Consider the following 25,885-nt stretch of genomic DNA (forward strand, 5'->3'; position numbering starts at 1 on the left):
GGGGCATGAAAATGGAGACTGAGAAACTTTGCATTTACGATGAACAGGGAACGCCTAAGGGCATCGCTGACCGCCAAACTGTCCATGAAAAAGGCTATTGGCATGAAACTTTCCATTGCTGGGTTGCGGGACGGCAGGGCAGCAGAAATGTTGTCTATCTGCAGCTGCGGAGTGATGGAAAGAAAGATTTTCCGGGGCTGTTCGATATCACGGCAGCGGGCCATTTATTAGCGGACGAAACAGTCGAAGATGGGATCCGGGAAGTTCAAGAAGAGCTCGGAATTGGAGTGGCATTTGAAGAACTGACTCCGATGGGGATCATTAAGGATCAAATAGCGTTGTCCGGTTTTATCGATAATGAGCGCTGCCACTGTTTTTTATATAAGGATTTGGAGAACATTGACCTTAGGTTTGAGTTGCAGCTGGAAGAAGTGTCCGGCATGGCAAAGGTTGACTTTGAGGCACTAGCGGCATTATTTACGGGAACAAAAGAAAAAGTGAACGTTGAAGGCTTTGAGATAACTCTGGACGGCAGAAAGAAGTTTTTTGAAAGGGCAATTGGTTTAAAAGACTTGGTGCCGCACAGTGCCGGTTATTTAGAAAAAGTTGTAGAGTCGATTGGGCAGGAGTTAAGAGAGTTAGCATGATTCTGCGTAAAAACGGCATTGCCCGGAGAAGGGGCATCGCCGTTTTTTGTCGGTTTTAATTTTTCTAATTCAAATAATACAAGATAGAGGAAATCAGCAAACTGCCAATGCAAAAAAACAATCCAACCTGAAGAAACGATTTTCTGTTTGGGAATTCTTTTCGATAATCTACCGAATCAGAAGTGCGTTTTTCACTTTCCCGAATCAAACCATCTTTTTTATTTATTTTTGCAAAAAAGTTTTGAGTGCTTTTGATAAAAGCTGTGAAAAACTGGCCTTCGATCAATACCATGGCAAAATAGGCCATAATCAGCAAAAGCCCAATCAAAAATACAGCATCAAACCATGTTGCGAAGGACCACTCCTTGTATAGGAAGAAAGGCAAAATAAACGAGCTGCCTAATGAAATCGACAATAAAGTATTTCTGAAATTCATGAAAATCGATCCTTTCCATATGTATTTCAAGGTTACCATGAAATATATATGTTTGAAAATTTAAACATCTTGTTGCCAATTTTTACAATAAGAATTATGATAAGAGAGAATAATCAAAAAAATTGGGGGTAGGAAAATGGGGAGAAAGAGAAGTACGCAGATTTTAATGATTATGATCGCATTTATTTTATTTTTATCAGGATGTAACTTTAATTCTACGGAAAGCTCGAGCGAAGAAACCACCGAGACAGAAGGGGAAGCTGGACAAGTATTAAACATTTCAGCCACAGCTGATATCCCTACTTTAGACTCGACAAAAGCTCATGACGGCATTGCCTTTACGGTATTGAACAACGTCAACGAAGGGCTTTACCGCCAAGATGAAAACAATGAGCCAATTGAAGCTTTAGTAACAGAGCATACAGAAAGTGAAGACCAGATTGTCCACACGTTTACATTGCGCGATTCCAACTGGAGTAATGGAGATCCGGTTACGGCACAGGATTTTGAGTATGCCTGGAAGCGCGTCATGAAAGATGTGAGCCCATATAATTTCATGTTTGTTACAGCGGGCATCAAAAACGCTGAAGCGATCATGAACGAAGAAATGGATGCAGAAGACCTGGGTGTTAAAGCAATCGATGAAAAAACACTGGAAGTTACGCTGGAAGCAGCAAACCCATTGTTCCAGTCATTGCTGACATTCCCGACTTTCCTTCCTCAAAACCAGAAGTTTGTTGAAGAGCAAGGCGACCAGTATGCGCTGGAAGCAGAGAACATCCTATTCAACGGACCATTCACATTGGTTGACTGGACGCACGAACAAGGATGGAAATACGAGAAGAACGAAGATTACTGGGATGCGGAATCTGTTCAACTGGATGCGATCAATGCCTATGTAGTCAAAGATCCGGCAGCGGGCATCAATTTGTATGAAACAAACAAAGTGGACCGTATTGTTTTAAGTTCAGAGGCTGTTGACCAGAATAAAGACGATGAAAACTTTGAAACAATTTTAGAGCCGGAAATTATTTTCCTTCGCTTTAACCATAACCATCCGGTATTGGGCAATAAAAATATTCGTCAGGCAGTCAACATGGCAATCGACAAAGAAAGTTTAACGGATGTTATTTTGAAGAACGGTTCTACAGCATTAAACGGTGTGGTTCCGAAAGGATTCTTCAACTCGCCATCAGGTGAAGATTTCCGTGACTTGAACGGAGACTTTAACACAGGCACAGTGGAAGAAGCACAGGCGCTTTGGGAAACAGGCTTGGAAGAAACCGGAGCAACAGAAGTAACAGTCTCCATTAACATCGCAGATTCTGAAGACCATAAAAAAGTGGCCGAGTATATTCAGGCGCAATTGGAAGACAACCTTCCAGGATTCAAATTGGATATTAAAGCAGTTCCTTTCGCTCAGCGTCTGGAAATTGAAAAAGCGATCGATTACGATTTGTCTCTATCTTCATGGGGACCGGATTACAGCGATCCGATGACTTATTTGGATATGTGGCTGGAAGGCGGATCAGCTAACCGCATGGATTACTCGAATGCCGAATTGGAAGAATTGGTAGCATCAGCTCGAACTGAAACAGATCTTGAAGCTCGCTATCAAATGCTGCTGGACATTGAGAAAATCCTGCTGGAAGAAGATGCAGCCATCGTACCGCTTTACCAGGAGGGCGCAGCAGTCTTAATGAGAAGCAAAATTAAAGATCTATTGGTGCACCCAACAGGAGCTTCATTCTCCTATAAATGGGTGACAATCGAAGAATAGAAGACAGGTTTACAGCTTATAGATACGAGGGTGTAGCCGGTTCCCGGATGCCCTCGTATTTTTGATAGCTTGCGCTTTTCTTATTGGCCAGACTCCAGCGCCCAGCTCTTCGGGTCATAAGCCAACCCGTTGTCCAGTTGCAGTGCCTAGCTCTTCGGGATGTAAGCCAATCTGGCTGTGCGGCTGAAAACACGCCGCTTCGCCAGATCGTCTTACACCTGTCAGAGCTGAACAGGCACTTTCACTTTTCGTGTTGTGCGGCTGAAAATACGCCACTTCGCTGGTCTGTCTTATGCCCGTCAGAGCTACACGGGCGCTTGCGCTTTTCTCATCACCCTACAGAACTGAGGTGTTCGCATGAAACGTTATTTATTGCAGCGGATCGGCTTTATGCTTATTACGCTTTTCATTATTGTAACAGCGACTTTTTTCCTGATGCAGCTGCTGCCGGGGACGCCGTTTACTAACCCGGAAAAATTGACCGAAAGCCAGCTGGCAATCTTGAATGCCAAATACGGACTGGATCAGCCAGTCGCCATCCAATACATACAGTATATTGGCAATTTGGTGCAGGGTGATTTGGGTTATTCGTTCCAACATGAAGGCCGTACCGTCACAAGCATGATCAGCGACCGGATCGGTCCATCTGCATTCATCGGGCTGCAGGCTTTGGTTATCGGGGCAATTATCGGTCTTGTTTTGGGGATCGTTTCTGCCCTAAGGCACAATTCGATCTTAGATTACGGCTCTGTGACTTTGGCCGTTTTAGGGATGTCGATTCCGTCATTTGTCTTTGCGGCATTGCTCCAATATTATGTTGGCGTGAAGTTGGAATGGCTGCCTGTCGCTTTATGGGAAGGCTATTCCAGTACGCTGTTGCCGTCCATCGCCCTGTCAGTGACAGTGACGGCTACAGTTGCCCGCTTTATCCGCAGTGAAATGCTCGAAGTGATCGGCCAGGATTATATCATCACGGCCAGAGCAAAGGGGCTGAAAGAAAACCAGGTCATCGTCAAGCACGTCATCCGCAATGCGCTGATCCCGGTTGTCACTATGCTTGGGCCGCTCGCTGTATCTATTATGACCGGAACTTTGGTTATCGAAAAAATATTTGCGGTACCGGGACTTGGTGAGCAATTCACATTATCAATTCTTGTATTGGATTACAGTGTCATCATGGGAATTACCATTTTCTACAGTGCCTTGTTCATTTTAGTGGTATTTGTTGTAGATATTATCTACAGCTTCCTGGATCCACGCATTAATTATAAGGGGGAATCAGCATGACAGGAAATACGCCGCACCTTCCCCCTCATCAGGACCTGCAGGCGCAAAATCAATATGCCTATGACGAAATTCCGTCAGACTTGTTTGTAAAAGCACCGCTCGATCAACGAAAAAGCGAGGAAATCGGTACGCCTTCGGTATCATTTTGGAAAGAAGCTTTTCAGCGTCTCGTCAAAAATAAAGGTGCCATGATTTCTTTAATCATGCTTGTTCTGTTGATTACTTTAGCGTTAATCGGTCCCAGCATGAATGAATTTTCCTATCGCGAACAGAATTTGGTCCATTCCAATATGCCGCCAAAAGTACAAGGTATGGAATGGCTCGGTTTTAATGGCCAGGATTCGCAGGGAGTGGATCAATACGCAGAACGGGATGTCCAAATTAATTATTGGTTTGGTACGGATGAATTCGGCCGTGATCTTTGGACGCGGGTTTGGAAAGGCACGCAGATTTCATTGTTTATCGCTTTAGTGGCAGCCTTTCTGGATCTGGTGATTGGTGTCATCTACGGTGGGATTTCTTCCTTCTACGGAGGACGCATTGACAATGTTATGCAGCGGATCATCGAAATTCTCATGGGGATTCCAAATTTGATTGTTATCATCCTATTCATACTGGTGCTGGAACCTGGCATTACCTCTATTATTCTGGCAATGGTTATCACCGGATGGGTTGGCATGGCGCGTGTAGTACGAGGGCAGGTGCTGCAGCTGAAAGGGCAGGAATTCGTGTTGGCTTCACGGACGCTCGGCGCTTCGAATCCACGGCTGATTTCCAAGCATCTCTTGCCGAATGTCATGGGGCCTATTATCGTGACGGTCATGTTCACCATCCCGACCGCTATTTTCTTTGAAGCGTTCCTTAGCTTTATCGGCCTCGGTTTGCAGGCTCCTCTTGCGTCGCTCGGCGTATTGATCGAAGATGGCTACAAGTCGATGCGGTATTTCCCGTATAAGCTGATTTTTCCGGCTTTGGTCATCAGCATCATCATGATTTCTTTCAATTTGCTTGGTGACGGACTGCGTGATGCATTAGATCCGAAAATGAGAAAATAGGGGAGGCTACACCATGAGCAACACCATTTTGACAGTCGATAACCTGCATGTAGCATTTAAAACCCAAACCGGCAAACTGACAGCGGTGCGGGGTGTAAGCTTTGATTTGAAAAAAGGGGAAACCTTGGCTATTGTCGGAGAGTCGGGATCGGGCAAATCGGTCACTGCCAAATCCATCATGCAACTGTTGCCGACAGCTACTACTGAAGTGACCAAAGGCGATATCGTCTATAACGGCGAAAGTTTGTTGAAGATGACCAAGCGCCAGGTCACTAATTTGCGGGGATCGGAAATTTCGATGGTCTTCCAGGATCCGATGACTTCTTTGAATCCGACGATGAAAGTCGGCAAACAGATCATGGAAGGTGTTCAGCGCCATGAGCAGCTGACAAAAGCGCAGGCGCGTGAGCGGGCATTGGACATGCTCAAACTGGTCGGAATTCCGCAGGCGGAAAATCGCCTCGATAATTATCCTCACCAGTTTTCCGGAGGCATGAGGCAGCGCGTCGTTATTGCACTGGCGCTTGCCTGCAACCCGAAAGTGTTGATTGCGGATGAACCAACCACAGCACTGGACGTCACCATTCAAGCACAGATTCTGGATTTGATGAAAGATCTGCAAAAGAAGACCGATACTGCGATTATTCTGATTACCCATGATCTCGGCGTGGTTGCCAACATGGCTGATCGCGTGGCCGTGATGTATGGCGGCAAGATTGTCGAGCAGGGAACTTTGGATGAGATTTTTTACAACCCTCAGCATCCCTATACATTGGGACTGCTGCAATCGATGCCGAAGCTGAGTGAAGACCGCTCGCAGCCGCTTTTGCCGATTGCCGGCTCCCCACCCAATTTGGCGACGCTTGGGGAAGGCTGCGCATTTGCGGCCAGGTGTCCGCATACGATGGCGGTATGCCACACGTATACACCGCGGGATACGGTGTCTGAAACGGGGCATTCTGTAGCTTGCTGGCTTCAAGATCCCCGTATTGCAGCATCGGAGGAGACGGCTGAGCTTGTGGAAACGGGCAACTCTTCGCTTTAAATATTATTTTCTCTAAAAACCAGTAAGGCCAAAAATCGGCTTTACTGGTTTTTTGCGTGAGCAAAAACATCAAACAAGACATTGCGATTATAGATATTACTTCTTCATTTTTCCCAACCGCTCATATTAAACAAATTTGCTTACTTTTACAATTTCGATACCGGCTCTTTTCAAAGATTTTGAAATCTGGATGGCAAATTCGAGTGCATGAATACCGTCTCCATGTATGCAGATCGTCTCTGCCAGCAGCTGTGCATCGATATTTTCCACAGTTGCCACTTTATTTTCTTTGACCATCCGGATTACCTGCTCGATGGCAATCTGAGGATCGGTGATCAACGCATTGCTTTGGGTCCGCGGCGTCAGTGACCCGTCCGGTTGATATGTACGATCTGAGAACACTTCATTGGCTGTCCGCAGCCCAATTTTTTCGCCGGCTTTGATCATTTCACTGCCTGACAAGCCGAACAGCACCAGTTCAGGATCGATCTTATAAACAGCTTCTGCAATGGCTTCGGATAAGGCTGCATCTTTCACCGCCATATTGTACAAAGCGCCATGTGCTTTCACATGCTGCAGGTGGCCGCCTTCAGCTTTGACAAATCCGGATAGGGCTCCAATCTGATAGATGGTGAGGTCATAAGCTTCCTGTGGGGACAAGGCGATATTTCGCCGGCCAAAGCCGACCAGATCCTGAAGACCCGGATGAGCGCCGATGCCGACATTTTTTTCGAGCGCCAATTTGACTGTTTTGCGCATGGTCGCTGGATCTCCGGCGTGGAAGCCACAGGCGATATTCGCTGACGTCACGTAATCCAGTATTTCTTCATCATTGCCCATCTTATAAGCACCGAAACTTTCTCCCATATCGCAGTTCAAATCCACTTTATGCTTCATGTCCATTCCTCCCATTTTAACTGGATTGCCGCTTTTATTTGGTGAATTGATTGTTCCTGCTCGATCCACCGCTGTTGGGCATCGGCTACGGAAATCTTCTTGAAGCGCAGCTGCTGTCCTTGCTTTAATTGGCTGATGAGCGGCAGGTCGACAGAGGCAACCTGTCCGATTTTCGGGTAGCCGCCGGTTGTTTGCCGATCAGCCAGCAGAACAATCGGATTGCCATCCGCGGGAACCTGGACAGAGCCAAAAGCCACTGCTTCCGAGATCAATTCCGCGGGAGTTTTCAAGGCAAGGCCGGAACCCTCCAACCGGTAGCCCATGCGGTCCGAGTTGGCGGAAACGATAAAAGCTTCACTGAAAATCCGCTCTTTGCTGTCTTCATCGAATAAATCGTATTGTCTGCCTGGCATCATCCGTATGACTGGCTCCTCAAAATAACGTGCAGGCGCAAGCTGCCAATCAAAGTCGTTTTCACCGTGTTGCTGCAATGCTCTCTGTTGCTGGGTGGCATCTCCTATAGGAAGCTCATCGCCTTTTTCCAAGGCGCGCCCTTGAAACCCGCCGATTCTGGCACGCAGGTAAGTCGACCGGCTGCCCATTACTGCCGGTAAATCAATGCCCCCTGCGATGGCCAAGTAACAGCGTGCACCGATGCGAGGCTCACCAAACGTCAAGGTTTTCCCTTTAGCTACAGCAAGGGTTCGCCACGTTCCCACGGCTTCGCCATCCAACTGGGGGCTTAAATCTCCGCCGCATAAAGCAATGAGTGCATCTTCGGTAAATTCAATCACAGGTCCGGCCAATGTGATTTCAAGAGTTGCGGCTTGTTCGTTATTGCCGACCAGTAAATTGGCGAGCCGGTGTGCGTAAGGATCCATGGTGCCGCTGGCAATAACGCCGTATTTTTGGAAGCCAGTCCGGCCCAAGTCCTGGACCGTCGTCTGCAGTCCGCTTTTAAGGATTTTCAGCATCTGGATCTTCCTCCCATGCGTGATAGTCGTCTTCTGAGATTTCCTTGAAAATCACCTTGTCTCCTGCCAGCAGCAGAGTAGGGGGATCATTTTCAGGCCGGAACAGGCGGAGCGGTGTCCTGCCGATCAGTTGCCAGCCTCCCGGAGTTTCGATCGGGTAAACGCCGGTCTGCATGCCGGCAATGCCGACGGTCCGTTCCGGAATGCGAATCCGGGGGGAATCGCGCCGCGGCGCAGCAATTCTCTCAGACATCCCCCCAATAAAGGGAAAGCCTGGCGCGAAACCGATCATATGCACCGAGTAAGTGCCGGCGGTATGGATGTCGATGACTTCGCGGGGCGTCAGCTTGTTGTGCTGCGCCACAAATTCCAGGTCGGGGCCAAATTTTCCGCCATAGCAAACCGGAATTTCAACGGTTCTGGATTCAGCAGGGATGTCCTCTCCAAGATGTGCCAGAAGACGTTCGAGTTCCATTTCCACTTTGTCATATACAGCCAGGCAGGGATCGTAAAAGACCGCTACCGTGACAAAGGCGGGAATAAATTCAACCATCCATTTAGGTTGTCGACTTTCCAGCAAAGCCGCCACTTTTCTGACCTGCTGCTCCGTCTGTTCATTGATTTCATTGCCAAGCTCGATGACGATTGCTTGGTCACCCAGCGGTGAAAAAGTCATGTTCATCTAAACCCCTCCCCATACACAGACTATTCTTACTTATTTTTATTTAGTATAAAGCTTTTAAAGATTTAGGGAAAGGCAGGCAGCAGCCGTTTCCGAATGCCACTTTAAAATTGTTGGAAAGTATTTAGTCTACATTGGAAAGTATCTCCAATTAACTGGAGGATTCTCGTTGGAACAACCCAAATAAAAAGAAGCCGCTGAGTCGAGAGCGGCTTCTTTTGGTTTATTCTTCAATATCGACTTGTTCTGTAGCATCAGCACCGTTGAAGAATTCAGCAGAGATTTCAGCGATCGTGCCGTCTTCCAGCATTTCTTCAATGGCAATATTAACGTTCTCGGCCAATTCTTCGTTGTCTTTGTTCATGACCACACCAACTTCAGAAGGGCTGTATTTTAAATTCGGATGAATGGTGATATCCAATTCCGGAAATGCAGCAATCGCCAAAGTCTGCAGGTAGTAATCATTTAAAATGACGTCCGTTCGCCCGATAGCGACATCGCGCAAGTAAGTTTCGTTGGTGGCATTGTCGTAAACGACTTCTTCTGCGCCGTATTCACGAGCCGTTTCCATGTAGACAGAAGTGGAAGCACCTGCAGCTTTCTTGCCTTCCAGATCTTCCAATGTCTCGATGCCTGATAAATCCTCAGAACGGACAATTGCGGTACCGTAAGAGTATTTGAATGGTGTAGAGAAGATAAAGTTCTCTGCGCGGTCTTCCGTTATTTCAATATCATTGGCGGCAAGGTCGACCTGACCCGTTTGGACAGATGTCAACATTTCATCAAAGCCAAGTTCCGTGAATTCGATTTCCAACTCAAGACGCTCTCCTAGTTGACGAACCACTTCCACTTCAAAGCCCGTCAATTCGTCCGAACCTTCTTCACGATAAGATGTGGGAAATAATGTTCCAGATGTTGCAACAGTCAAACTGCCTTCTTCCTGTATTTCATCCCAAGCAGTGGTGGTTTCTTCAGAAGCCGTATCGTCCTCATTACCACAGGCACTTAAAAGCGACAGCATTACCAGGCCGGCAACGATGGGTCCTTTTTTTCTAAAAAATATTCTTTTCAATTGCTATTCCTCCTATAACTATTATGGCAATTAAAACATAGCATTATCACGGGTCGTGGGCAACGGTTTGGCTTGAAATTTGAAATAATCGAAAATTGAATAAAATCAATTGACCGATATGGTCGAAAGTTGTATTCTAAAGTCGACCAATGAGGTCTAAAGATTAGAAAGAGGGATGAGCATGGAGAAATTTGAGAGCCTCGACCCTGAGAAGCAGAAGAGAATCCTGGATTCGGCATTGATGGAGTTTGCTGAAAAAGGTTATAGGCAAGCTTCGACCAATCGAATTGTCAAGCAGGCCGGCATCGGTAAAGGCATGCTGTTTTATTATTTCAAAAACAAAAAGGATTTGTATGAGTATCTGATTGAGTACAGCTTGAATTTCATCATCGATGGCTATTTGAGTTTGGTTGATAAGAACGAGACAGATTTTATTAAACGGCTTGAAGGTGCGTGCCAAATAAAAATGAAGGCGCAGATGGAGAACGAGCATGTCTTTAATTTTATGGGCACGGTCATGCTGACAAAAGATCTGGATCTGCCTCCGCACCTGCAGAAACGCTACGAGCAGTTGCAGCAGCAAGGATATGCATTGCTGTATGAAGGCATTGATAAGACACTTTTTCGAAAAGATGTGGATGTTGATAAAGCATTCAATTTAATTCGTTGGGGAGTAGACGGCTATCAGCAGGATCTTTTGCAAAGGCTCCAAGGAAAAAAGATGACAGAACTGGATTTTGAACCTTACTGGGATGAGTTTTATGCATACATTGAGATTCTCAAAAAAAGCTTCTATACGAATTAGGAGGGAGATCCATGACAGTTTTGCGAACGATCGGCCTGACGAAGAAATTCGGGGACTTTGCGGCATTAAACGGAGTAAATATTGAGGTGGGGGAGGGAGAGGTCTATGGGTTTATCGGACCGAATGGATCGGGGAAGTCTACGACATTGCGTATTCTTCTCGGCATTTTAAAGGCTACGGAAGGGCGTGCTGAAATTTTCGGGAAGGATTCCTGGAAAGATGCCGTGGAAATCCACAAACGTGTTGCCTATGTTCCGGGAGATGTCAATTTATGGCCAAACCTGACCGGCGGTGAAGTCATCGATCTGTTCATCAAGCTGCGCGGCGGGGGCAACTTGGACCGGCGCCAGGAATTGATTCGCAAATTCGACTTGGACCCTACCAAGAAATGCCGTACCTATTCCAAAGGAAACCGGCAAAAAGTGGCTTTGATCGCGGCACTCTCGTCAGACGTTGATCTGTATATATTGGACGAACCGACTTCCGGACTGGATCCTTTGATGGAACGGGTTTTTCAGGAATATGTCATCGAAGCAAAGAAACAGGGGAAAAGCATCCTCCTTTCCAGCCACATCCTGTCTGAAGTTGAAAAGCTTTGTGACAAAGTAGCCATCATCCGCGAAGGAAGAATCATTGAGACAGGTACACTGAAAGAACTGCGCCATTTAACGGGTACAATTTTACTGGTGGAAACGAGAGAGCCGATTCCAGCCCTGGAAGGATTTAAAGGAGTCAGTGGCATCCAGCAGAAAGGCCAGGCCTTGTCTTTTCAGGTAGACGCAGGAGAAGTGGATCAAGTCATCCGCTACGTCAGCCAGTTCGGAGTGATCCGCATTGAAAGCTCACCACCAACTTTGGAAGAGCTGTTCATGCGCCATTACGAAGGAACGGGCCAAGCGGTGGAATCAGGAGCAGGAGGCGAATCCTAATGGCCCGACATCTTTTTGACGGTACAGGAACGTTGATGCGTTTTGTTTTGCGCCGCGACCGTTTGCGCCTGCCGATTTGGCTGCTGTCTTTTGCCGCTATTTCTGCCATCATCGCTCTGGCTTTTGTTGGATTGTATCAGAATGCAGAAGAACGGCAGGCAATGGCTGAAACTATGCGCAATCCAGCAATGACAGCGATGGTTGGACCGGGGTACGGCTTGGACAATTATACGGTTGGAGCCATGACCGCGCACGAAATGCTGCTGATGACAGCAGTAGTGGTCGGCTTGATGAGCATTTTGCTGGTGACGCGCCACACCCGTACAGATGAAGAAGATGGACGCATTGAAATGATTCGCTCTTTGCCGGTAGGGCGTCTGTCGAATCTATTGTCGATTTTGCTGGTATTGATTGGTGCCAATATCGTTCTGGCGCTGCTGACCGCTTTTTCATTGACTGTTTTAGGCATTGAAAGTATGGATTTCGAAGGATCGCTGGTGTATGGTTCAGCCTTGGGAGCCAGCGGCATGATTTTTGCAGGTGTTGCTGCGGTCTGTGCACAGCTGTCGCCAAATTCCAGAAATACACTGGGCTTATCGATTGCGGTTTTGCTGTTTGCTTATATGATCCGGGCCATCGGGGATGTAACAAACGAAGCACTGTCTTGGATTTCCCCGCTCAATTGGATTTTGAGGTCTGAAGCTTACGTCAATAACTATTGGTGGCCGATTTTGATGACGGTGGCGGGAGCGCTTCTGCTGATGGTTTTGGCTTTGTATCTCAATTCCATCCGGGACTTGGGATCTGGTTTTCTGCCTTCGCGTCCAGGGAAAGGCAAGGCTTCAAAATCACTTCTTAGTCCGTTTGGGCTTGCTTTGAGGCTTCAGCGAACGGGATTGATCGCTTGGGGAGCTGGAATCCTGCTGATCGGTGCTTCCTATGGTTCCGTTCTCGGGGACCTGGAATCGTTTTTTGAAGATATCGATCTGATGCAGCAAATGATTGCTCAATCAGCGGGTTTTTCGCTGACAGAACAATTCATTCCCGTCCTGATGGCGGTAATGGCGATACTCGGAACGATTCCCGTCCTGATGGCAATTCTAAAGCTGAAAACGGAAGAAAAAAATGGGCGGCTCGAACATATCTTGAGCCGGGCTGTTTCCAGAAATAGACTGATGGGCAGCTATCTCGCGATGGCCATTGTCACTGGATTTATCATGCTGTCCTTAGCGGCACTTGGTCTGGGCTTAGTAGGGAATGCCATGATGGAGGAGCAGCTTCCGCTTGGTATGTTCTATAGTGCCGGGTTGGCTTATTTACCAGCAATGCTGGCCATGATTGGGGTAGCGATGTTGCTGATTGGCTGGGCACCAAATGCAGCAAGTACGGTATGGCTGTATTTAGCCTTTTCATTTTTTGTGATTTATTTAGGGGGTTTGTTCCAGTTTCCTGAATGGGTAGCGAAACTGACGCCATATGGTTATGTCTCTGAAATTCCGATTGAGGAAATGGATTTTCTCAACGCGGGCATCTTGATTGTAGTTGCTGCAGTTCTGATGATGATTGGCGTGATTGGATTTAACCGCAGGGATATAGGAAGATAGAAAAGCATACAAAGAACCCTTTTCCAAGAAAGATGGAAAAGGGTTCTTTGTATTTTTACAAAAGCAGCAGCCAAGCAGCTACAGGTCCCAATAAGGCACCAAGCACCGCGCTCAAGGTCATCGCCACAGAACTCATGGACGTTTCCTGCTGCCCATATTCAAAGGCTCTTGCGGTACCCATCCCGTGGGCGGAAGTGCCAAGGGCGATGCCGCGGCCAATCGCCGAGTCAATATGCAGCCATTTCAAAAAGACTGGACCGATGATATAGCCGGTAAAACCCGCCACCATGACAAACACCGCAGCGAGTGATGGGATGCCGCCGAGGTTACTGGCGACTTGCATGGCAACCGGTGTCGTCAATGATTTCGGCAATACTGTCAGGATCAGCTCTTCTGAAAAGCGGAACAGCTGCGTAAACAGAATTCCGCTTGCCATGCCAACTGCGACGCCTGTAGCGATACCCGAAATGATAGGAAGCAGGTTAGCGAAAAGCAGGTCTTTCTGTTTGTAGAGAGGAATTGCCAATGCGACAACTGCCGGCCCCAAGAATGTACCAATCCAGCTTCCGCCTTCCATATAGGTATCGTATGGGATGTTGCCAAGCACTAAAATAGAAGAGAGGATGGCTGTGGAAGCAAGTACTGGATTCAATAGGGTCTTTCGGTATCTTAAATACATAAAGTTGGTCAGTAAATATACAGCAACAGTCAATACGGCGAAAAAAACGGCAGCAAGAGTGAATTCCATGATTACGACCGCTCCTTTCGTTCAGCGCTGGCTTTGGCCGCAAATTGGCTGACCCAGCCCGAAGCAGCCATGGCGAGAAACGTACTGGCCATGACAATGGGGATCAGTAAAATGCCTTTTCCGGAAAATAGCTCGCCGTATTCAACAATGCCAACAGTAGCGGGAATAAAGAAAAGGGATAAAAAAGCAAGCAGAAAATGGGCACCTGAATCAATCCACTCTAACGGATAGATTTTCAGCAAGAGTGCAACAAAAAGCAACAGGAAGCCGATAATGCTGCCGGGCAGTGGAATGTTGAAAAAATCCTGTAATGCTTCGCCTAATAGATAAAAGCCGGTGATGGCGATGAGCTGGAGAAGGATATAAATAACTTTCAAAATGAACGCCGCCTTCCGGTTAGTAATAAGATAAAACCCTGTTCTTTCCATAATAAGCTATTTTACAGCATTCTATTTGAAAAGCGAGAGCAGATTCTTCACTCCTCCAAAGAAAAAAGAAATATTGACGAAAAGATTTGGAATGTATTTTCAGTGGATAGAGCATTAATTGTGGGGGACATACTATTGGCTGAATAACGTTGGTATAGAGCAATGTGTAATTGTAGTGATGTGATTATTTATGCATCTGAAAGCATAGATACTATATTGAGAAAACAACATGGAAATAGAAGTTCATGAAATAGCCAGAATTTAAAAAATTCTTGTTTTAGAAAGCTTGCATTTTAGAGTAAATGTTGTATTATTACTTTATGCAATATATCGCATACATTTTTCGAAAGAAAATGTATTATATTAAAATTGTACATCAGAAAGAAAAAATCACTGGTTTTATTTTATAGGAGGAAACAGAAATGGATAGTAAGTTGTCATTTAAGTCATACGCGGTAGTAGGGATGATGTTGTTTGCGCTGTTTTTTGGAGCAGGAAACTTAATCTTTCCGGCTCAACTGGGACAATATGCAGGAACGAATGTATGGATAGCGATATTCGGATTTTTGATTACAGGTGTCGGCTTGCCTTTGCTTGGAATCCTGGCAATCGGTTATTCGAAAAGCAACGATCTGCAGGATTTATCAAGCCGTGTGCATCCGGTTTACGGTTTAGTCTTTACGGCGCTGCTGTACTTAACAATTGGGCCCTTTTTCGCATTACCAAGAACTGGTGCGGTTTCGTATGAAGTAGGCGTGGCTCCGTTTATTGGAACCGCGAATGCAACGATTGGTTTAATGGTATTTTCACTCTTGTTTTTCGGGATTTCTTTGTTAGTATCATTGAATCCGACAAAATTGGTCGACAGTATCGGAAAGATCCTGTCACCAGCTATTCTGGTAACTTTGGGCGTATTATTGGTCGCGGCTTTTGTGAATCCAATGGGCGGCCAGGAGGCGCCGCAGCCGGCTTACACAAGCGGTGCATTCTTTACAGGATTTACGGAAGGCTATAACACCATGGATGCGCTCGCATCTCTAGTATTTGGTATTATCGTAATTTCCGCTGTCCGCAAACTGGGTGTGAATTCACCTAAAGGCGTCTTGATGGCTACCTTGAAAAGTGGTGTGGTAGCTGCAGCTTTGCTGGCTATTGTTTATACAGGAATTGCCTATCTTGGTTCAACCAGTACGGGCGCACTGGGTCTTATGGAAACAGGCGGTCCTGTCTTGAGTGGAGCTTCCGAGTATTATTTTGGAACGTTTGGTGCAACCTTGCTTGCAGTTATCATCATTCTTGCGTGTTTGACAACGGCCATCGGTTTAACGGTTGCCAACGCTGAGTTTTTCCATAAACTGACACCGAAAATCAGCTATAAAACATATGTAGTTATTTTCTCTGTCTTTTCGTTGGTCGTAACCAATGCAGGGCTTGCGAATATTATTACTTATTCAATTCCTGTTTTGATGTTCCTGTATCCATTGGCTATCGTATTGATCATGCTGGCATTTTTGTCTCCGTTATTTAGACATGCACAGCTGGTTTATGTGTCTACGATAATCGTAACTTTCTTTATCAGCATCATTGATGGATTGAAAACCCTCACTTCTTCATTGGGCATTGCCAATCCGGCATGGCTGCAATCGATTATCGATTTTTATTCAGCTATACTGCCGCTTTATAGCAACGGACTGGGATGGCTCTTGCCAGCGTTGATCGTCATTGCCATTACAACAGTCATTGCCCGCAGCAAAAAGAACGTAAAGGTTCAGACTGCACAGCACAACGTATAAACGCAATGACTTTGGGCTGGTTTCTTGAAAACTGGGCCAGCCTCCCAAATAAAAAAGCTGCATCAAAAGCCCCCTCGCTTTTGATGCAGCTTTTTTTGTTAGCTTACAGACTCTTTTCGGCTGACAGCTCTTCTATCGTGCGGACCCAATTGGATTTCATAAGTCCTGTAACTTTCTCTGGATCTTTTTCTTTTAAAGTTTGGATAATCTGTACATGTTCATCGTAAGAACTTTTCGTCAACATGAGTGAATGATGGAAAAATTGTCTTCTCACGTGAGATTGAAGGCTGCTGAGGATTGAATGGATATATGGGTTATGTGCGGCATCGACAATAATTTGATGGAATTCCTGATCGATTTTAAGGGCGGAAAAACCGTCGCGTCTATCGATAGCTTCGATAAATCGTTGGTTGGTTTCTTCCAACAACCCAAAAATATGTTCATCGAGGTTGGGGATGGCGAGTTCTGCTGAAAGAGCCTGCAAAACAGCAAGCGGCGGCAGCAGATGTTTGAGATCATCTGGTTTTATGGTCGTCACACGTGTTGCTTTGCCCGGAAACATTTCAACAAATCCTTGGACTTCCAATAATTGAAGTGCTTCACGAATCGGGGTTCTGCTCAAGCTCAAGGCTTGTGCCAGTTCCGTATCGACTAATTTTTCTTCAGGCTGTAATGTGCCGTCAATAATCCACTGCTGCAATTGAAGATAAGCACTTTCTTTAGCTGAGACACGGACAGGCTTTGAATGATTGATGGGAATTGGCATTGCAAGCGCTCCTTTTTTACTGCAAGTTTAATGCCATTATACATCAATTCAGACAGCTAATAAAATATTTCATGCAATATATCAGTAAACAACTTAAAAAGCTTGCTATGTGGCTGTTTGTTGAAAGCCAAATAGGGAATAAGAAGTATAATACTATATTTGGAGGGGGAATAGCCTCATGCTGTCATTTATTCGAAGTCAGGATTCGCAAACAATCGCTTTTAAAATCACTGAAACAGTGACAAAAGAAGACTTGCTTCAGCTGAAAGAGGCAGTTGAGGAACAATTCCCCAAAGATCAGCAATTCAATGCTTTAGCCATAGTGGAGCAGGCAAAGATGCCAACGGCCGGAGCACTGCTGGAAGAGGCCAAAATCGATATAAAGCACTGGAGCCAATACAATAAGTTGGCCGTCATCAGTGAAAAGAGCTTTCTCGAAACGATGACGGACCTGGCTAACTTTCTTCCCGGCATCCAAGCTCGGCATTTTTTTATGGATGAAATAGAGCTTGCATGGAGCTGGGTAAAAGAATGAACCGTTGGAGTAACTAAATCAGAGGAGGAGAATTATGCTATCATTTGTGCCAAGTAAGGATACGGAAACGATTGCAATAGAATTTGAAGGAACCGCGACAAAAGAAGATGCAGTAAAAATCAACAAAATCATCCAAGATAAATTTGCGGACAAAGGCAAGTTCAATATTTATGCCGTGATAAACGAAGTGGAAGGTTCTGCTTTTACTGGTCTTGGAGAAAGCATGCAAGTGAATATGGAAGCCTGGAACCAGTTTCATAAATTCGCAGTGATCAGCTCTACTCATTTGACAGAGCAATTAGCAGAAATGGAAAAATTGCTGCCAAAACTCAAGGTCAAGCATTTCCAAATGGAAGAAATGAACGAAGCTTGGGAATGGATTCTGGAATAAAGAGAAAGCGCTTTGCATGATAGATGCAAAGCGCTTTTTTTGCAGCAATATGTCTTTTTCTTGCCTTGCTGGCAACCATTTTATTCTTCTACTGAAATCAAATCCGCTTTGACGATATGAAAAATACTCAAGACCATGGTTTTCCCGTCAACGTCCTTTACGGGAAATAGGCTGACGGCAACTCCTGAGAAATGGTCTTCTAAAGGTCCTTCGATGCGTATATTCTCCAGGTATTCCCCCGTGGTCAGAAGGATATTGTAGACATGAAATTTCTGTCTCATGGCAAAGCCTCCTAAAGTAGTCTTGGAAAAATTCATATGGCAAGGCTGGGAATCGGATCAGCTATCGTATACACTAATTATAAAGCAAAATGGTGTTTTACAGATAGGATGAGAACTGATGAAATCGGAAATTTCAATTAAAATAAACGATAAATTTAAAGCGGAATACGCCAAGGGCTATCCATTGGTTGTTAAAGAAGCTTTGGAAAATCCGGAAGTTTTGAAAAGCGAAGGAAGCATTTTGAAACTGGTCGATAAGCAGGGCCGCTTTTTGGCAAAAGGCTATTACGGACTGCAAAACAAGGGGTACGGCTGGGTATTGACGCGCGAGGAAAACGATATTGTCGACCAGGGCTTTATTGAGCGCAAACTGGCAACAGCCATTGGCCGCAGGAAGCCTTTTTTCAGCGATTCGGAAACGACTGCTTTCCGAGTCTTTAATGGCGAAGGCGATGGCTTCGGCGGCTTGATCATCGATTATTACGATGGATTCTATTTAATCAGCTGGTATAGCGAAGGAGTCTATACTTTTAAAGACCAAGTAATTGCGGCGTTGCAGAATGTGGCCGATTGCAAAGGCATTTACCAGAAAAAACGCTTTGACACAAAAGGCCAGTATATCGAAGAAGATGACTTCGTCACGGGTGAGCGCGGGGAATTTCCAATGATCGTCAAAGAAAATGGCGTGAACTTTGCTGTTTACTTGAACGACGGGGCAATGACGGGAATCTTCCTGGACCAGCGGGATGTCCGAAATGCCATCAAGCAGAAATATGCCAAAGGCAAAACCGTGCTCAACACCTTTTCCTATACAGGCGCTTTTTCGGTAGCGGCAGCACTCGGTGGGGCGGTTAAAACAACGAGTGTCGATTTGGCAAAAAGAAGCTCCAGCAAGACGATCGAGCAATTCAGCGTCAATGGCATCGATTTCGAAACTCAGGACATCCTGGTCATGGATGTGTTCAACTATTTCAAATACGCCAAGCGGAAAGAATTGAAATTCGACGTAGTCATATTGGATCCGCCAAGCTTTGCGCGTTCAAAAAAGTACACGTTCAGCACATCAAAGGATTACACGAACTTGATGAAGGAAGCGATTGCCATCACGGAAAAAAATGGCGTCATTGTTGCTTCGACAAACAGCGCCTCTTTTGGAATGAAGAAATTCAAAGGGTTTATCGACAAGGCCTTTAAAGAGCTTGGCGGAAAATACAGCATTGTGGAAGAATTTACATTGCCGAGTGACTTCCGGGTGCAGAAGGAATTTAAAGAAGGCGATTACCTCAAAGTTCTTTTCGTGAAATTGGGCTAAGAAAACATAACGGCAAGTTTGTGTCGAAAATTTGTGCGCTGCCATGAAACGGACGTCGATTTTTCGGGTAATCTCTGTACAGTGTTCGGCCCTGCTTTTATAATGGAAGCAGATTGTGAGGGATAGTCGATGTTTAAGAATGCGTTAGGAACATTTCGTTTTATGGGCCTGCTTGAAGGCGGCTCATTATTGATTTTGCTCTTTATTGCGATGCCGTTGAAATATTTCTTTGGATTTCCGGAAGCGGTCAGCGTTGTTGGGCCTATTCACGGAGCCTTGTTCAGTATCTATATTTTAATAACCATCTATATGACATTTATCTACAAATGGCCGTTCCGCTTCTCGGTTGGTGCCGTTATCTCGGCATTCGTGCCGTTCGGCAACTTTATTTTAGACAGACGCCTGGAAAACTGGCAGCAGCTGAAACCTTCAGCTGCGTAATAGCCGAATAAAAACTGTTAGTCAGTCACCTGTGGGAATTCCCGCAGGTGTTTTTATTTTTGTTAACGAAAGATAGCCAACTCCTCTATAATGAAATTATTGTAAGTTATAGACCCGTATCGGAGGTTACACCATGGCGAAAGCGATAAGTTCTTCTTCACTGGCCGGAAATCCAGTATACCCGGTAATGTTCGCGATTGGCGGCTGCCATTTGCTGAACGATTCTTTGCAGTCCGTAATTCCGGCAATGTTTCCAATTCTCGAAGCGGATCTCGGCTTAACGTTTACGCAATTGGGCTTGATCGCTTTTGTGCTGAATATTGTAGCGTCCGTGCTGCAGCCGGTTGTGGGATTTATCAGCGATAAAAAGCCAATGCCTTTTGCGCTTCCGCTTGGCATGACCAGTTCATTTATCGGAATTGCGGGGCTGGCGTTTGCTCCGGAATATTGGATGATTCTGGTGTCGGTCATTTTCCTTGGCCTTGGCTCCGCAGTTTTCCATCCCGAAGGCTCGCGTGTTTCCTATATGGCAGCTGGGTCCAAACGCGGTTTGTCCCAGTCGATTTACCAGGTCGGCGGAAACTCCGGACAGGCGCTTGCGCCGTTGATCAGTGCCTTCATTTTAGTGCCGCTTGGGCAAATAGGGGCAGCGTTGTTCCTGTTTGTCGCCGCTCTTGGTATTTTTATTCTGTCGAGAATTTCCATTTGGTATAAACAGCAGCTGGAGCAGGAAAAGCTTCAAAAAGTAAAGAAAGTGCTGTTGTCTTCTTTGCCTGAGATGACGAAAAAACAGGTGGGAATCGCTTTGGCGCTCTTGATGATCATTATTTTTGCTCGTTCTTTTTATGTGACCAATATGACAAGCTTTTATATTTTTCATTTGATTGAGTCCTATGGCCTGACAATTCAGCTAGGGCAGCTGTATGTTTTCTTGTTTCTCGGTGTCGGTGCAGCAGGAACGTTTTTTGGAGGGCCGATGGCAGATAAGATCGGCCGCAAGAATGTCATTCTGCTGTCGATCGTTGTTCCGATTCCGCTTGCCGCTTTATTGCCGTACCTGCCACTGCACGCCGTTTTGATTTTCCTGGCATTGATCGGTTTTTTCATCATGCTGAGTTTTTCTGTTACGGTCGTTTATGCGCAGGAACTCGTGCCTAGCAAAATCGGCACGATGGCCGGTTTGACGGTCGGCCTAGCTTTTGGCATGGGCGCAATCGGAGCTGTTGTCATTGGGATTTTGATGGATTCCATCGGTGTCTACGAGACCATGGTGGTCGTGTCATTCCTGCCAATTATTGCCTTAGTCGGCCTGTGGCTGCCGCGTGACCGGAAAATAGTAGCTGCTTCGTAATCTCTAGCAAAATTAGAAACTGAAAAAAGTCCAATATATAGGAGTAAAGGGGAATGCCATATGACGATTGAATTGCCGGAAGTACCGACCGAACTAAAAACAAAGCGTTTGCTGCTGCGGATGCCTATGCCTGGGGATGGAAAAATTGTTAATGAGGCCATTCACGCTTCCCTTGATGACTTAAAGCCGTGGCTCGGATTTGTGCAGGAAGAGCCGTCTCCGCAAGATACGGAAATCAATCAGTTGGAATCGCATTTAAGTTTTATGAAAAAGGAAGTTTTGCGCTACTTGGTTTTTGATAAAGAGACAGGTGGTTTTATCGGCAGCACCGGCTTTCACAGCATTGAATGGGATGTGCCGAAGATGGAGATCGGCTACTGGCTGGATTCCAGAGCAACCGGAAAAGGTTATATGATGGAGGCTGTATCGGCATTGACCGATCTGGCTTTTACAACGTTCAAATGCAATCGCCTGGAAATCCAATGCGATGCAGAAAACCTCAAAAGCCGGGCAATTCCGGAAAAACTAGGATTTGCATTAGAAGGGATCTTGAGGAATGATGAACGATCAGTAGACGGCAAGCGTTTGACGGATACATGCATTTACGCCAAATTCGCTTAATGCGACTTACAGAACAGGAGCTTTTACGATGAAAAAGAAGAATAAAGAAACGGGTCTGAAGCCATTTGTTTCGCTGTTGTTATCGTTGAAGATTCCGAAGCTGGCGCTGGCTATTGGCCTGCTTGCCAGTTTGGTCACTACGCTTGTCGGCCTCGTAGTTCCGCTATTGACAAAAAATCTGGTGGATGGCTTTTCCTTTGACTCGTTAAGTGCACCATTGATTGCTGGAATAGGTGCTGCTTTTATTGTCCAAGCAGTCATCAATGGCGTTTCGATTTACTTGTTGAGCATGGTTGGTCAGCGGGTAGTCGCAGGATTGAGAGAACGGATGTGGGCGCAGTTGATCCGCTTGCGCGTCAGTTATTTCGATCAGCATTCGAGCGGAGAAACGGTAAGCCGGGTTGTCAATGATACAGGGATCGTCCGCAATTTAATCACGGATCATTTTCCGTCATTCGTCACAGGCATTATTTCTATAGTTGGTGCAGTGATTATTTTAGTCATTCTGGATTGGAAGATGACTTTGGTTATGATGCTGGCAGTGCCGCTGACAATTGCGGTGATGATTCCTCTGGGACGCCAAATGGCCAAAATTTCTCGGAACCTGCAGGATGAGACCGCCCATTTTACGGGCCATGTCCAGCAGACGCTGGGAGAGATCCGTTTAATGAAATCATCGACAGCAGAAGCTACAGAAGAAGCCCGAGGTGTACAAGGGATTCACAAATTATTTACGCTGGGCATGAAAGAAGCGAAAATTTATGCGTTGATTGCTCCATTGATGTACTTAGTGGTCATGGTGGTTATTGTGTCGATTATCGGCTATGGCGGAATCCGTGTAGCAAATGGCGAAATGTCAACAGGTTCACTCGTCGCATTTCTCCTGTATTTATTCCAAATTATTGTCCCAATGGCAACGTTCGCCCGATTTTTTACAGAGCTTCAAAAAGCCAAAGGCGCAACAGAACGCATTATTGGCATACTCGATCTGCCGCTGGAAGAACAGCAGCAAAAGCCTGATATGGATATTGCAGGTAAAGCGTTGCGGTTGGACGGGTTGAGCTTTGCTTATGACAAAGGGGAACCGGTCCTAGCAGATGTATCATTCGAAGCTCAGCCGGGAGAAATGATTGCGTTTGCAGGACCGAGCGGCGGTGGGAAAACGACCGTTTTTGGCTTGATCGAGCGATTTTACGAGCCCCTGTCCGGGAACATTACAATTGGAAACATCCCGATCAATGAGATCTCAATCGCTTCATGGCGCGATCAAATTGGTTATGTTTCACAGGAAAGTGCCATGATGGGGGGCACCATCCGTGAAAACCTGACTTATGGTTTGCCGGATTCGGAAACGATTTCAGCTGAAGAGCTTTGGCGGGTGGCGCGTATGGCTTATGCGGAAGATTTCATCCGTAGCTTTGCCGACGGGCTGGATACGGAAGTTGGAGAGCGCGGCGTCAAATTATCAGGCGGCCAGCGTCAGCGCATCGCTATTGCACGAGCCTTTTTGCGCGATCCCAAAATTTTGATGATGGATGAAGCGACCGCAAGCTTGGACAGCCAGTCAGAGGGCATTGTTCAGCAGGCGCTAAGCCGGTTGATGGAAGGGCGCACAACCTTAGTGATTGCCCATCGGCTGTCAACGATCGTTGATGCAGACAAAATTGTTTTTATTGAAAAAGGGCATGTGACTGGAATTGGAACGCACCGGGAGTTGACTGTCTCCCACTCCCTTTACCGTGAGTTTGCCGAACAGCAATTAACTTGATGATACCGCTTGACCTTGACGCTACGTCAAGGTATATAGTGGGTTTATCAGGAGGTGGAGATATGGAATATACGATTCAAAAACTGGGGAACTTGACCGGGATCAGCACGCGGACCCTGCGCTACTACGATGAAATCGATTTGTTAAAGCCAGCAAGAAAAAGTTCAGCGGGTTACCGGATCTATAGTCAGCAGGAAGTGGACAAGCTGCAGCACATTCTGTTTTACCGCGAACTTGGACTGGAGCTCGAACAAATAAAAACCATCGTCAATGATTCCGATTTCGACTATGCCGAAGCTTTAGAAGAACATCGAAAAAAATTAATCGCCAAACGCATGCAACTAGACCTCCTGATTACCAATGTGGAAAAAACCATTTCTGCAAAAAAAGGAGAGAGTACGATGGCTGATAAAGAAAAATTCGAGGGCTTTAAACAAAAGCTGGTGGATGACAACGAACAGCAGTATGGCAGTGAAATACGAAGCGAATATGGCGACGAATTGGTTGACCAGTCCAATGCCAAGATGTTGAATATGAGTGAAGAGCAATACCAGGAATTCACACGCCTGGAACAGCGGGTATTGGCCAGTTTGGCAGATGCTGTGAAAACAGGAGATCCATCAAGCGATGCAGCCCAGCAAACTGCTGATTTGCATCGCCAATGGCTGGGCTTTACATGGCCATCCTACAGCAAAGAAGCGCACAAGGGACTTGCCGAAATGTATGTGGCTGATGAGCGGTTTGCTGCGTATTACGACAAAGCACACCCCGGAGCTGCACAATTCCTGCGCGATGCGATTGTCATTTATACACAGCAGGAATAGAGAGAAGGAAACTGCAGACATGCCCAAAATGGGAGGTCTGCATTTTTTTATGATCGAATCTGGAAGAAGGTGGGCAAGGTGGCCAAACGTGCAAAAAGCTATATTATCCCCAGTTATATGAATCGAGAAAGACGTTTGTCTTCATTTTTAACTTGATTTGCTTCCGCTTTTCTTAATGTCCAGCTTCACCGGCCAACTCCTCGGGACATAAGCCAGTCTGGCTGTGCGGCTGAAAAACGCCGCTTCGCCGGAGTGTCTTATGCCCGTCGAATCTACACGGCTGCTTCCGCTTTTCTTGTTTACAAATCATTAACAATTGTTTACACCTCTGTTATGGCATATTCCTGTCAGCTTGGTATACTGAAACCAATTAAAGCAGCTGCCAACGATTCGTTTTAATCGAAAAGGAGAGGTTTGCATGCACGGGAAGAACAAGAAGGCACCGATTGTAAAAGTCATGTCGTTTAACATTGCTCATGGTTTAGGGATGGATGGAATAGTTGATTTGGAAAAGACCGCTGAAGTCATTGAGGATTCCTGTGCTACCATCGTTGCCCTGCAGGAGGTTGACCGCTATTTTTCTGACCGTAGTTCGTTTGTTGACCAAGTGGAGTGGCTAAGTGAAAGACTTGGCATGTACGCTGCCTATGGCGCCAATATGAATTTTGCGCCTGAAGATTCGGAACGGCCGAATCGACAATACGGCAATATGATTTTAAGCAAGTATCCGATCAAGTATGTAGAAAACCATTTGTTGACGCAAGTGCATTGCCCTTTTGGCAACAATGAACAGCGCGGAATTTTAGAAACTGTTATCGAAGTGGATGGGATTTACTTAAGTGTCTTCAATACCCATTTGGCATTAAAAGATGAAGAATTGGTTGTCAGTGTTGATGAAATCCTGGCGATTACAGGGAAAAGCCATTTTCCTCGGATCATCGCAGGTGATTTCAACGCCACCGCGTCAAATGTGCACATGCAAAAGCTGAGCAAGCATTTCCAGGATGCATTCCTGAAAATGAAAAGAGGAGATGCATACACATACCCATCTCCTTATGTGAACAAAGATACGACTGAAGTTTTCTGGCCGGCGACGCGAATTGACTACATTTTGGCTGATAGCGAAGTGGATGTCGTTCAAGTAGCGGTTATTGAAACAGCAGTTTCCGATCATTTGCCGATTGTCGCAGATATGGTCTTGGCTGATGCGAAGGTAGGCGTGAAAGACCGCGTACAAAAAGCGAGCGCAAAGGTTTAAGCAATTGCCCTCATCATTCAAATAATGAAAAAACCGGAAGCTCTATTAGAGAGCTTCCGGTCAGACTGTAGACAAACTCGATTCATTCGAGGTGTCTGCGGTCTTTTTTGTGTTGGAAAATAATCGCTCCGGTCGCTTTGGGGATGGCTCCCGCC

Annotated in this window: 27 protein-coding genes; 18 read left to right on the forward strand and 9 right to left on the reverse strand. The window is 45.9% G+C overall.

Annotation, left to right across the window (positions count from 1 at the left end; genetic code table 11):
• The first annotated feature begins 11 nt into the window (after nt 1-11).
• Nucleotides 12-647, forward strand: a complete 636-nt coding sequence (locus tag QOZ98_RS17680) for an NUDIX hydrolase (RefSeq protein ID WP_308788601.1) — start codon at nt 12-14, stop codon at nt 645-647.
• A gap of 64 nt (nt 648-711) precedes the next feature.
• On the opposite strand, the gene QOZ98_RS17685 is transcribed toward QOZ98_RS17680, so the two are convergent.
• Nucleotides 712-1,083 (reverse strand): DUF3899 domain-containing protein, encoded by a 372-nt coding sequence (locus QOZ98_RS17685; RefSeq protein WP_308788602.1) that lies wholly within the window; start codon nt 1,081-1,083, stop codon nt 712-714.
• A gap of 136 nt (nt 1,084-1,219) precedes the next feature.
• Between QOZ98_RS17685 and QOZ98_RS17690 the strand changes: the two genes are divergently transcribed.
• From QOZ98_RS17690 to QOZ98_RS17705, 4 genes are all read left to right on the forward strand, one after another.
• Nucleotides 1,220-2,863, forward strand: a complete 1,644-nt coding sequence (locus QOZ98_RS17690; RefSeq protein ID WP_308788603.1) for a peptide ABC transporter substrate-binding protein — start codon at nt 1,220-1,222, stop codon at nt 2,861-2,863.
• A 357-nt stretch (nt 2,864-3,220) separates the two neighbouring features.
• A complete protein-coding gene (locus QOZ98_RS17695; protein ID WP_142827561.1) occupies nt 3,221-4,150 on the forward strand; it encodes an ABC transporter permease in 930 nt (309 codons plus the stop codon).
• Nucleotides 4,147-5,205: an oligopeptide ABC transporter permease gene (gene opp3C / locus QOZ98_RS17700; RefSeq protein ID WP_308788604.1), complete on the forward strand. Its 1,059-nt coding sequence runs from the start codon at nt 4,147-4,149 to the stop codon at nt 5,203-5,205. The genes QOZ98_RS17695 and opp3C overlap by 4 nt, the downstream gene beginning before the upstream one ends.
• Nucleotides 5,206-5,218: 13 nt before the next feature.
• On the forward strand, nt 5,219-6,250 hold the full coding sequence (locus tag QOZ98_RS17705) for an ABC transporter ATP-binding protein (protein WP_308788605.1): 1,032 nt from the start codon (nt 5,219-5,221) through the stop codon (nt 6,248-6,250).
• Between the two features lie 126 nt (nt 6,251-6,376).
• Here QOZ98_RS17705 and QOZ98_RS17710 read toward each other — a convergent pair whose 3' ends face one another.
• From QOZ98_RS17710 to QOZ98_RS17725, 4 genes are all read right to left on the reverse strand, one after another.
• Complete coding sequence (locus QOZ98_RS17710; protein WP_308788606.1) at nt 6,377-7,147, reverse strand: LamB/YcsF family protein; 771 nt, start codon at nt 7,145-7,147, stop codon at nt 6,377-6,379.
• Nucleotides 7,144-8,121: a 5-oxoprolinase subunit C family protein gene (locus QOZ98_RS17715; RefSeq protein ID WP_308788607.1), complete on the reverse strand. Its 978-nt coding sequence runs from the start codon at nt 8,119-8,121 to the stop codon at nt 7,144-7,146. The genes QOZ98_RS17710 and QOZ98_RS17715 overlap by 4 nt, the downstream gene beginning before the upstream one ends.
• Nucleotides 8,105-8,803: a 5-oxoprolinase subunit PxpB gene (gene pxpB / locus QOZ98_RS17720; RefSeq protein WP_308788608.1), complete on the reverse strand. Its 699-nt coding sequence runs from the start codon at nt 8,801-8,803 to the stop codon at nt 8,105-8,107. Before pxpB ends, QOZ98_RS17715 begins: the two co-directional genes overlap by 17 nt.
• Before the next feature lie 223 nt (nt 8,804-9,026).
• A complete protein-coding gene (locus QOZ98_RS17725; protein WP_308788609.1) occupies nt 9,027-9,875 on the reverse strand; it encodes a transporter substrate-binding domain-containing protein in 849 nt (282 codons plus the stop codon).
• A gap of 181 nt (nt 9,876-10,056) precedes the next feature.
• Between QOZ98_RS17725 and QOZ98_RS17730 the strand changes: the two genes are divergently transcribed.
• From QOZ98_RS17730 to QOZ98_RS17740, 3 genes are read left to right on the forward strand one after another with little or no spacing between them, the layout of a single operon-like run.
• Nucleotides 10,057-10,680, forward strand: a complete 624-nt coding sequence (locus QOZ98_RS17730; RefSeq protein ID WP_308788610.1) for a TetR/AcrR family transcriptional regulator — start codon at nt 10,057-10,059, stop codon at nt 10,678-10,680.
• Nucleotides 10,681-10,691: 11 nt separating this feature from the next.
• On the forward strand, nt 10,692-11,609 hold the full coding sequence (locus tag QOZ98_RS17735; RefSeq protein WP_308788611.1) for an ABC transporter ATP-binding protein: 918 nt from the start codon (nt 10,692-10,694) through the stop codon (nt 11,607-11,609).
• Nucleotides 11,609-13,213: an ABC transporter permease gene (locus QOZ98_RS17740; protein WP_308788612.1), complete on the forward strand. Its 1,605-nt coding sequence runs from the start codon at nt 11,609-11,611 to the stop codon at nt 13,211-13,213. The genes QOZ98_RS17735 and QOZ98_RS17740 overlap by 1 nt, the downstream gene beginning before the upstream one ends.
• Before the next feature lie 55 nt (nt 13,214-13,268).
• Here QOZ98_RS17740 and QOZ98_RS17745 read toward each other — a convergent pair whose 3' ends face one another.
• Nucleotides 13,269-13,961 carry an LrgB family protein gene (locus QOZ98_RS17745; RefSeq protein ID WP_142827551.1) on the reverse strand — a complete coding sequence of 231 codons (693 nt, stop codon included), beginning with the start codon at nt 13,959-13,961 and terminating at the stop codon, nt 13,269-13,271.
• A 2-nt stretch (nt 13,962-13,963) separates the two neighbouring features.
• Nucleotides 13,964-14,338, reverse strand: coding sequence for a CidA/LrgA family holin-like protein (locus QOZ98_RS17750; RefSeq protein WP_308788613.1), 375 nt, complete (start codon nt 14,336-14,338; stop codon nt 13,964-13,966).
• 473 nt (nt 14,339-14,811) lie between these two features.
• Here QOZ98_RS17750 and brnQ point away from each other — a divergent pair, with 473 nt between their 5' ends.
• Nucleotides 14,812-16,182 carry a branched-chain amino acid transport system II carrier protein gene (gene brnQ / locus QOZ98_RS17755; RefSeq protein WP_308788614.1) on the forward strand — a complete coding sequence of 457 codons (1,371 nt, stop codon included), beginning with the start codon at nt 14,812-14,814 and terminating at the stop codon, nt 16,180-16,182.
• Between the two features lie 103 nt (nt 16,183-16,285).
• Here the strand turns inward: brnQ and QOZ98_RS17760 are convergent, their stop codons facing one another.
• Complete coding sequence (locus tag QOZ98_RS17760) at nt 16,286-16,948, reverse strand: GntR family transcriptional regulator (protein ID WP_142827548.1); 663 nt, start codon at nt 16,946-16,948, stop codon at nt 16,286-16,288.
• A 178-nt stretch (nt 16,949-17,126) separates the two neighbouring features.
• On the opposite strand from QOZ98_RS17760, the gene QOZ98_RS17765 reads away from it, so the two are divergent.
• Both QOZ98_RS17765 and QOZ98_RS17770 read left to right on the forward strand, forming a co-directional pair.
• Nucleotides 17,127-17,483 (forward strand): SpoIIAA family protein, encoded by a 357-nt coding sequence (locus QOZ98_RS17765; RefSeq protein WP_308788615.1) that lies wholly within the window; start codon nt 17,127-17,129, stop codon nt 17,481-17,483.
• 34 nt (nt 17,484-17,517) lie between these two features.
• On the forward strand, nt 17,518-17,874 hold the full coding sequence (locus tag QOZ98_RS17770) for a SpoIIAA family protein (RefSeq protein ID WP_308788616.1): 357 nt from the start codon (nt 17,518-17,520) through the stop codon (nt 17,872-17,874).
• An 80-nt stretch (nt 17,875-17,954) separates the two neighbouring features.
• Here QOZ98_RS17770 and QOZ98_RS17775 read toward each other — a convergent pair whose 3' ends face one another.
• Complete coding sequence (locus QOZ98_RS17775; protein WP_142827545.1) at nt 17,955-18,155, reverse strand: hypothetical protein; 201 nt, start codon at nt 18,153-18,155, stop codon at nt 17,955-17,957.
• A gap of 118 nt (nt 18,156-18,273) precedes the next feature.
• On the opposite strand from QOZ98_RS17775, the gene QOZ98_RS17780 reads away from it, so the two are divergent.
• From QOZ98_RS17780 to QOZ98_RS17810, 7 genes are all read left to right on the forward strand, one after another.
• Nucleotides 18,274-19,467 carry a class I SAM-dependent rRNA methyltransferase gene (locus QOZ98_RS17780; protein ID WP_308788617.1) on the forward strand — a complete coding sequence of 398 codons (1,194 nt, stop codon included), beginning with the start codon at nt 18,274-18,276 and terminating at the stop codon, nt 19,465-19,467.
• A 129-nt stretch (nt 19,468-19,596) separates the two neighbouring features.
• Entirely contained in the window at nt 19,597-19,908 is a 312-nt protein-coding gene (locus QOZ98_RS17785; RefSeq protein WP_142827543.1) for a DUF3817 domain-containing protein, read from the forward strand.
• A gap of 133 nt (nt 19,909-20,041) precedes the next feature.
• Nucleotides 20,042-21,259, forward strand: coding sequence for an MFS transporter (locus tag QOZ98_RS17790; RefSeq protein ID WP_308788618.1), 1,218 nt, complete (start codon nt 20,042-20,044; stop codon nt 21,257-21,259).
• Nucleotides 21,260-21,319: 60 nt separating this feature from the next.
• Nucleotides 21,320-21,880: a GNAT family N-acetyltransferase gene (locus QOZ98_RS17795; RefSeq protein ID WP_308788619.1), complete on the forward strand. Its 561-nt coding sequence runs from the start codon at nt 21,320-21,322 to the stop codon at nt 21,878-21,880.
• Nucleotides 21,881-21,908: 28 nt separating this feature from the next.
• Entirely contained in the window at nt 21,909-23,648 is a 1,740-nt protein-coding gene (locus tag QOZ98_RS17800; protein ID WP_308788620.1) for an ABC transporter ATP-binding protein, read from the forward strand.
• 62 nt (nt 23,649-23,710) lie between these two features.
• The gene (locus QOZ98_RS17805; RefSeq protein ID WP_308788621.1) at nt 23,711-24,472 is read left to right on the forward strand and encodes a MerR family transcriptional regulator; all 762 of its coding nucleotides are present in this window, start codon (nt 23,711-23,713) and stop codon (nt 24,470-24,472) included.
• A gap of 418 nt (nt 24,473-24,890) precedes the next feature.
• On the forward strand, nt 24,891-25,730 hold the full coding sequence (locus tag QOZ98_RS17810; protein WP_308788622.1) for an endonuclease/exonuclease/phosphatase family protein: 840 nt from the start codon (nt 24,891-24,893) through the stop codon (nt 25,728-25,730).
• The last annotated feature ends 155 nt before the right edge of the window (nt 25,731-25,885 follow it).

The sequence above is a fragment of the Planomicrobium stackebrandtii genome (assembly GCF_030814955.1).
Classification (GTDB): Bacteria; Bacillota; Bacilli; order Bacillales_A; family Planococcaceae; genus Planococcus; species Planococcus stackebrandtii.

What these genes read in the sequence shown, in the direction of transcription:
- QOZ98_RS17775 (WP_142827545.1), bottom strand. Translation starts at nt 18,155, where the DNA reads ATGAGACAGAAATTTCATGTCTACAATATCCTTCTGACCACGGGGGAA.
- QOZ98_RS17790 (WP_308788618.1), top strand. Translation starts at nt 20,042, where the DNA reads ATGGCGAAAGCGATAAGTTCTTCTTCACTGGCCGGAAATCCAGTATAC.
- QOZ98_RS17745 (WP_142827551.1), bottom strand. Translation starts at nt 13,961, where the DNA reads ATGGAATTCACTCTTGCTGCCGTTTTTTTCGCCGTATTGACTGTTGCT.
- QOZ98_RS17685 (WP_308788602.1), bottom strand. Translation starts at nt 1,083, where the DNA reads ATGAATTTCAGAAATACTTTATTGTCGATTTCATTAGGCAGCTCGTTT.
- QOZ98_RS17705 (WP_308788605.1), top strand. Translation starts at nt 5,219, where the DNA reads ATGAGCAACACCATTTTGACAGTCGATAACCTGCATGTAGCATTTAAA.
- QOZ98_RS17770 (WP_308788616.1), top strand. Translation starts at nt 17,518, where the DNA reads ATGCTATCATTTGTGCCAAGTAAGGATACGGAAACGATTGCAATAGAA.
- QOZ98_RS17780 (WP_308788617.1), top strand. Translation starts at nt 18,274, where the DNA reads ATGAAATCGGAAATTTCAATTAAAATAAACGATAAATTTAAAGCGGAA.
- QOZ98_RS17730 (WP_308788610.1), top strand. Translation starts at nt 10,057, where the DNA reads ATGGAGAAATTTGAGAGCCTCGACCCTGAGAAGCAGAAGAGAATCCTG.
- QOZ98_RS17785 (WP_142827543.1), top strand. Translation starts at nt 19,597, where the DNA reads ATGTTTAAGAATGCGTTAGGAACATTTCGTTTTATGGGCCTGCTTGAA.
- QOZ98_RS17710 (WP_308788606.1), bottom strand. Translation starts at nt 7,147, where the DNA reads ATGAAGCATAAAGTGGATTTGAACTGCGATATGGGAGAAAGTTTCGGT.
- QOZ98_RS17800 (WP_308788620.1), top strand. Translation starts at nt 21,909, where the DNA reads ATGAAAAAGAAGAATAAAGAAACGGGTCTGAAGCCATTTGTTTCGCTG.
- QOZ98_RS17695 (WP_142827561.1), top strand. Translation starts at nt 3,221, where the DNA reads ATGAAACGTTATTTATTGCAGCGGATCGGCTTTATGCTTATTACGCTT.
- brnQ (WP_308788614.1), top strand. Translation starts at nt 14,812, where the DNA reads ATGGATAGTAAGTTGTCATTTAAGTCATACGCGGTAGTAGGGATGATG.
- QOZ98_RS17760 (WP_142827548.1), bottom strand. Translation starts at nt 16,948, where the DNA reads ATGCCAATTCCCATCAATCATTCAAAGCCTGTCCGTGTCTCAGCTAAA.
- QOZ98_RS17715 (WP_308788607.1), bottom strand. Translation starts at nt 8,121, where the DNA reads ATGCTGAAAATCCTTAAAAGCGGACTGCAGACGACGGTCCAGGACTTG.
- QOZ98_RS17690 (WP_308788603.1), top strand. Translation starts at nt 1,220, where the DNA reads ATGGGGAGAAAGAGAAGTACGCAGATTTTAATGATTATGATCGCATTT.
- pxpB (WP_308788608.1), bottom strand. Translation starts at nt 8,803, where the DNA reads ATGAACATGACTTTTTCACCGCTGGGTGACCAAGCAATCGTCATCGAG.
- QOZ98_RS17805 (WP_308788621.1), top strand. Translation starts at nt 23,711, where the DNA reads ATGGAATATACGATTCAAAAACTGGGGAACTTGACCGGGATCAGCACG.
- opp3C (WP_308788604.1), top strand. Translation starts at nt 4,147, where the DNA reads ATGACAGGAAATACGCCGCACCTTCCCCCTCATCAGGACCTGCAGGCG.
- QOZ98_RS17735 (WP_308788611.1), top strand. Translation starts at nt 10,692, where the DNA reads ATGACAGTTTTGCGAACGATCGGCCTGACGAAGAAATTCGGGGACTTT.
- QOZ98_RS17795 (WP_308788619.1), top strand. Translation starts at nt 21,320, where the DNA reads ATGACGATTGAATTGCCGGAAGTACCGACCGAACTAAAAACAAAGCGT.
- QOZ98_RS17680 (WP_308788601.1), top strand. Translation starts at nt 12, where the DNA reads ATGGAGACTGAGAAACTTTGCATTTACGATGAACAGGGAACGCCTAAG.
- QOZ98_RS17810 (WP_308788622.1), top strand. Translation starts at nt 24,891, where the DNA reads ATGCACGGGAAGAACAAGAAGGCACCGATTGTAAAAGTCATGTCGTTT.
- QOZ98_RS17765 (WP_308788615.1), top strand. Translation starts at nt 17,127, where the DNA reads ATGCTGTCATTTATTCGAAGTCAGGATTCGCAAACAATCGCTTTTAAA.
- QOZ98_RS17740 (WP_308788612.1), top strand. Translation starts at nt 11,609, where the DNA reads ATGGCCCGACATCTTTTTGACGGTACAGGAACGTTGATGCGTTTTGTT.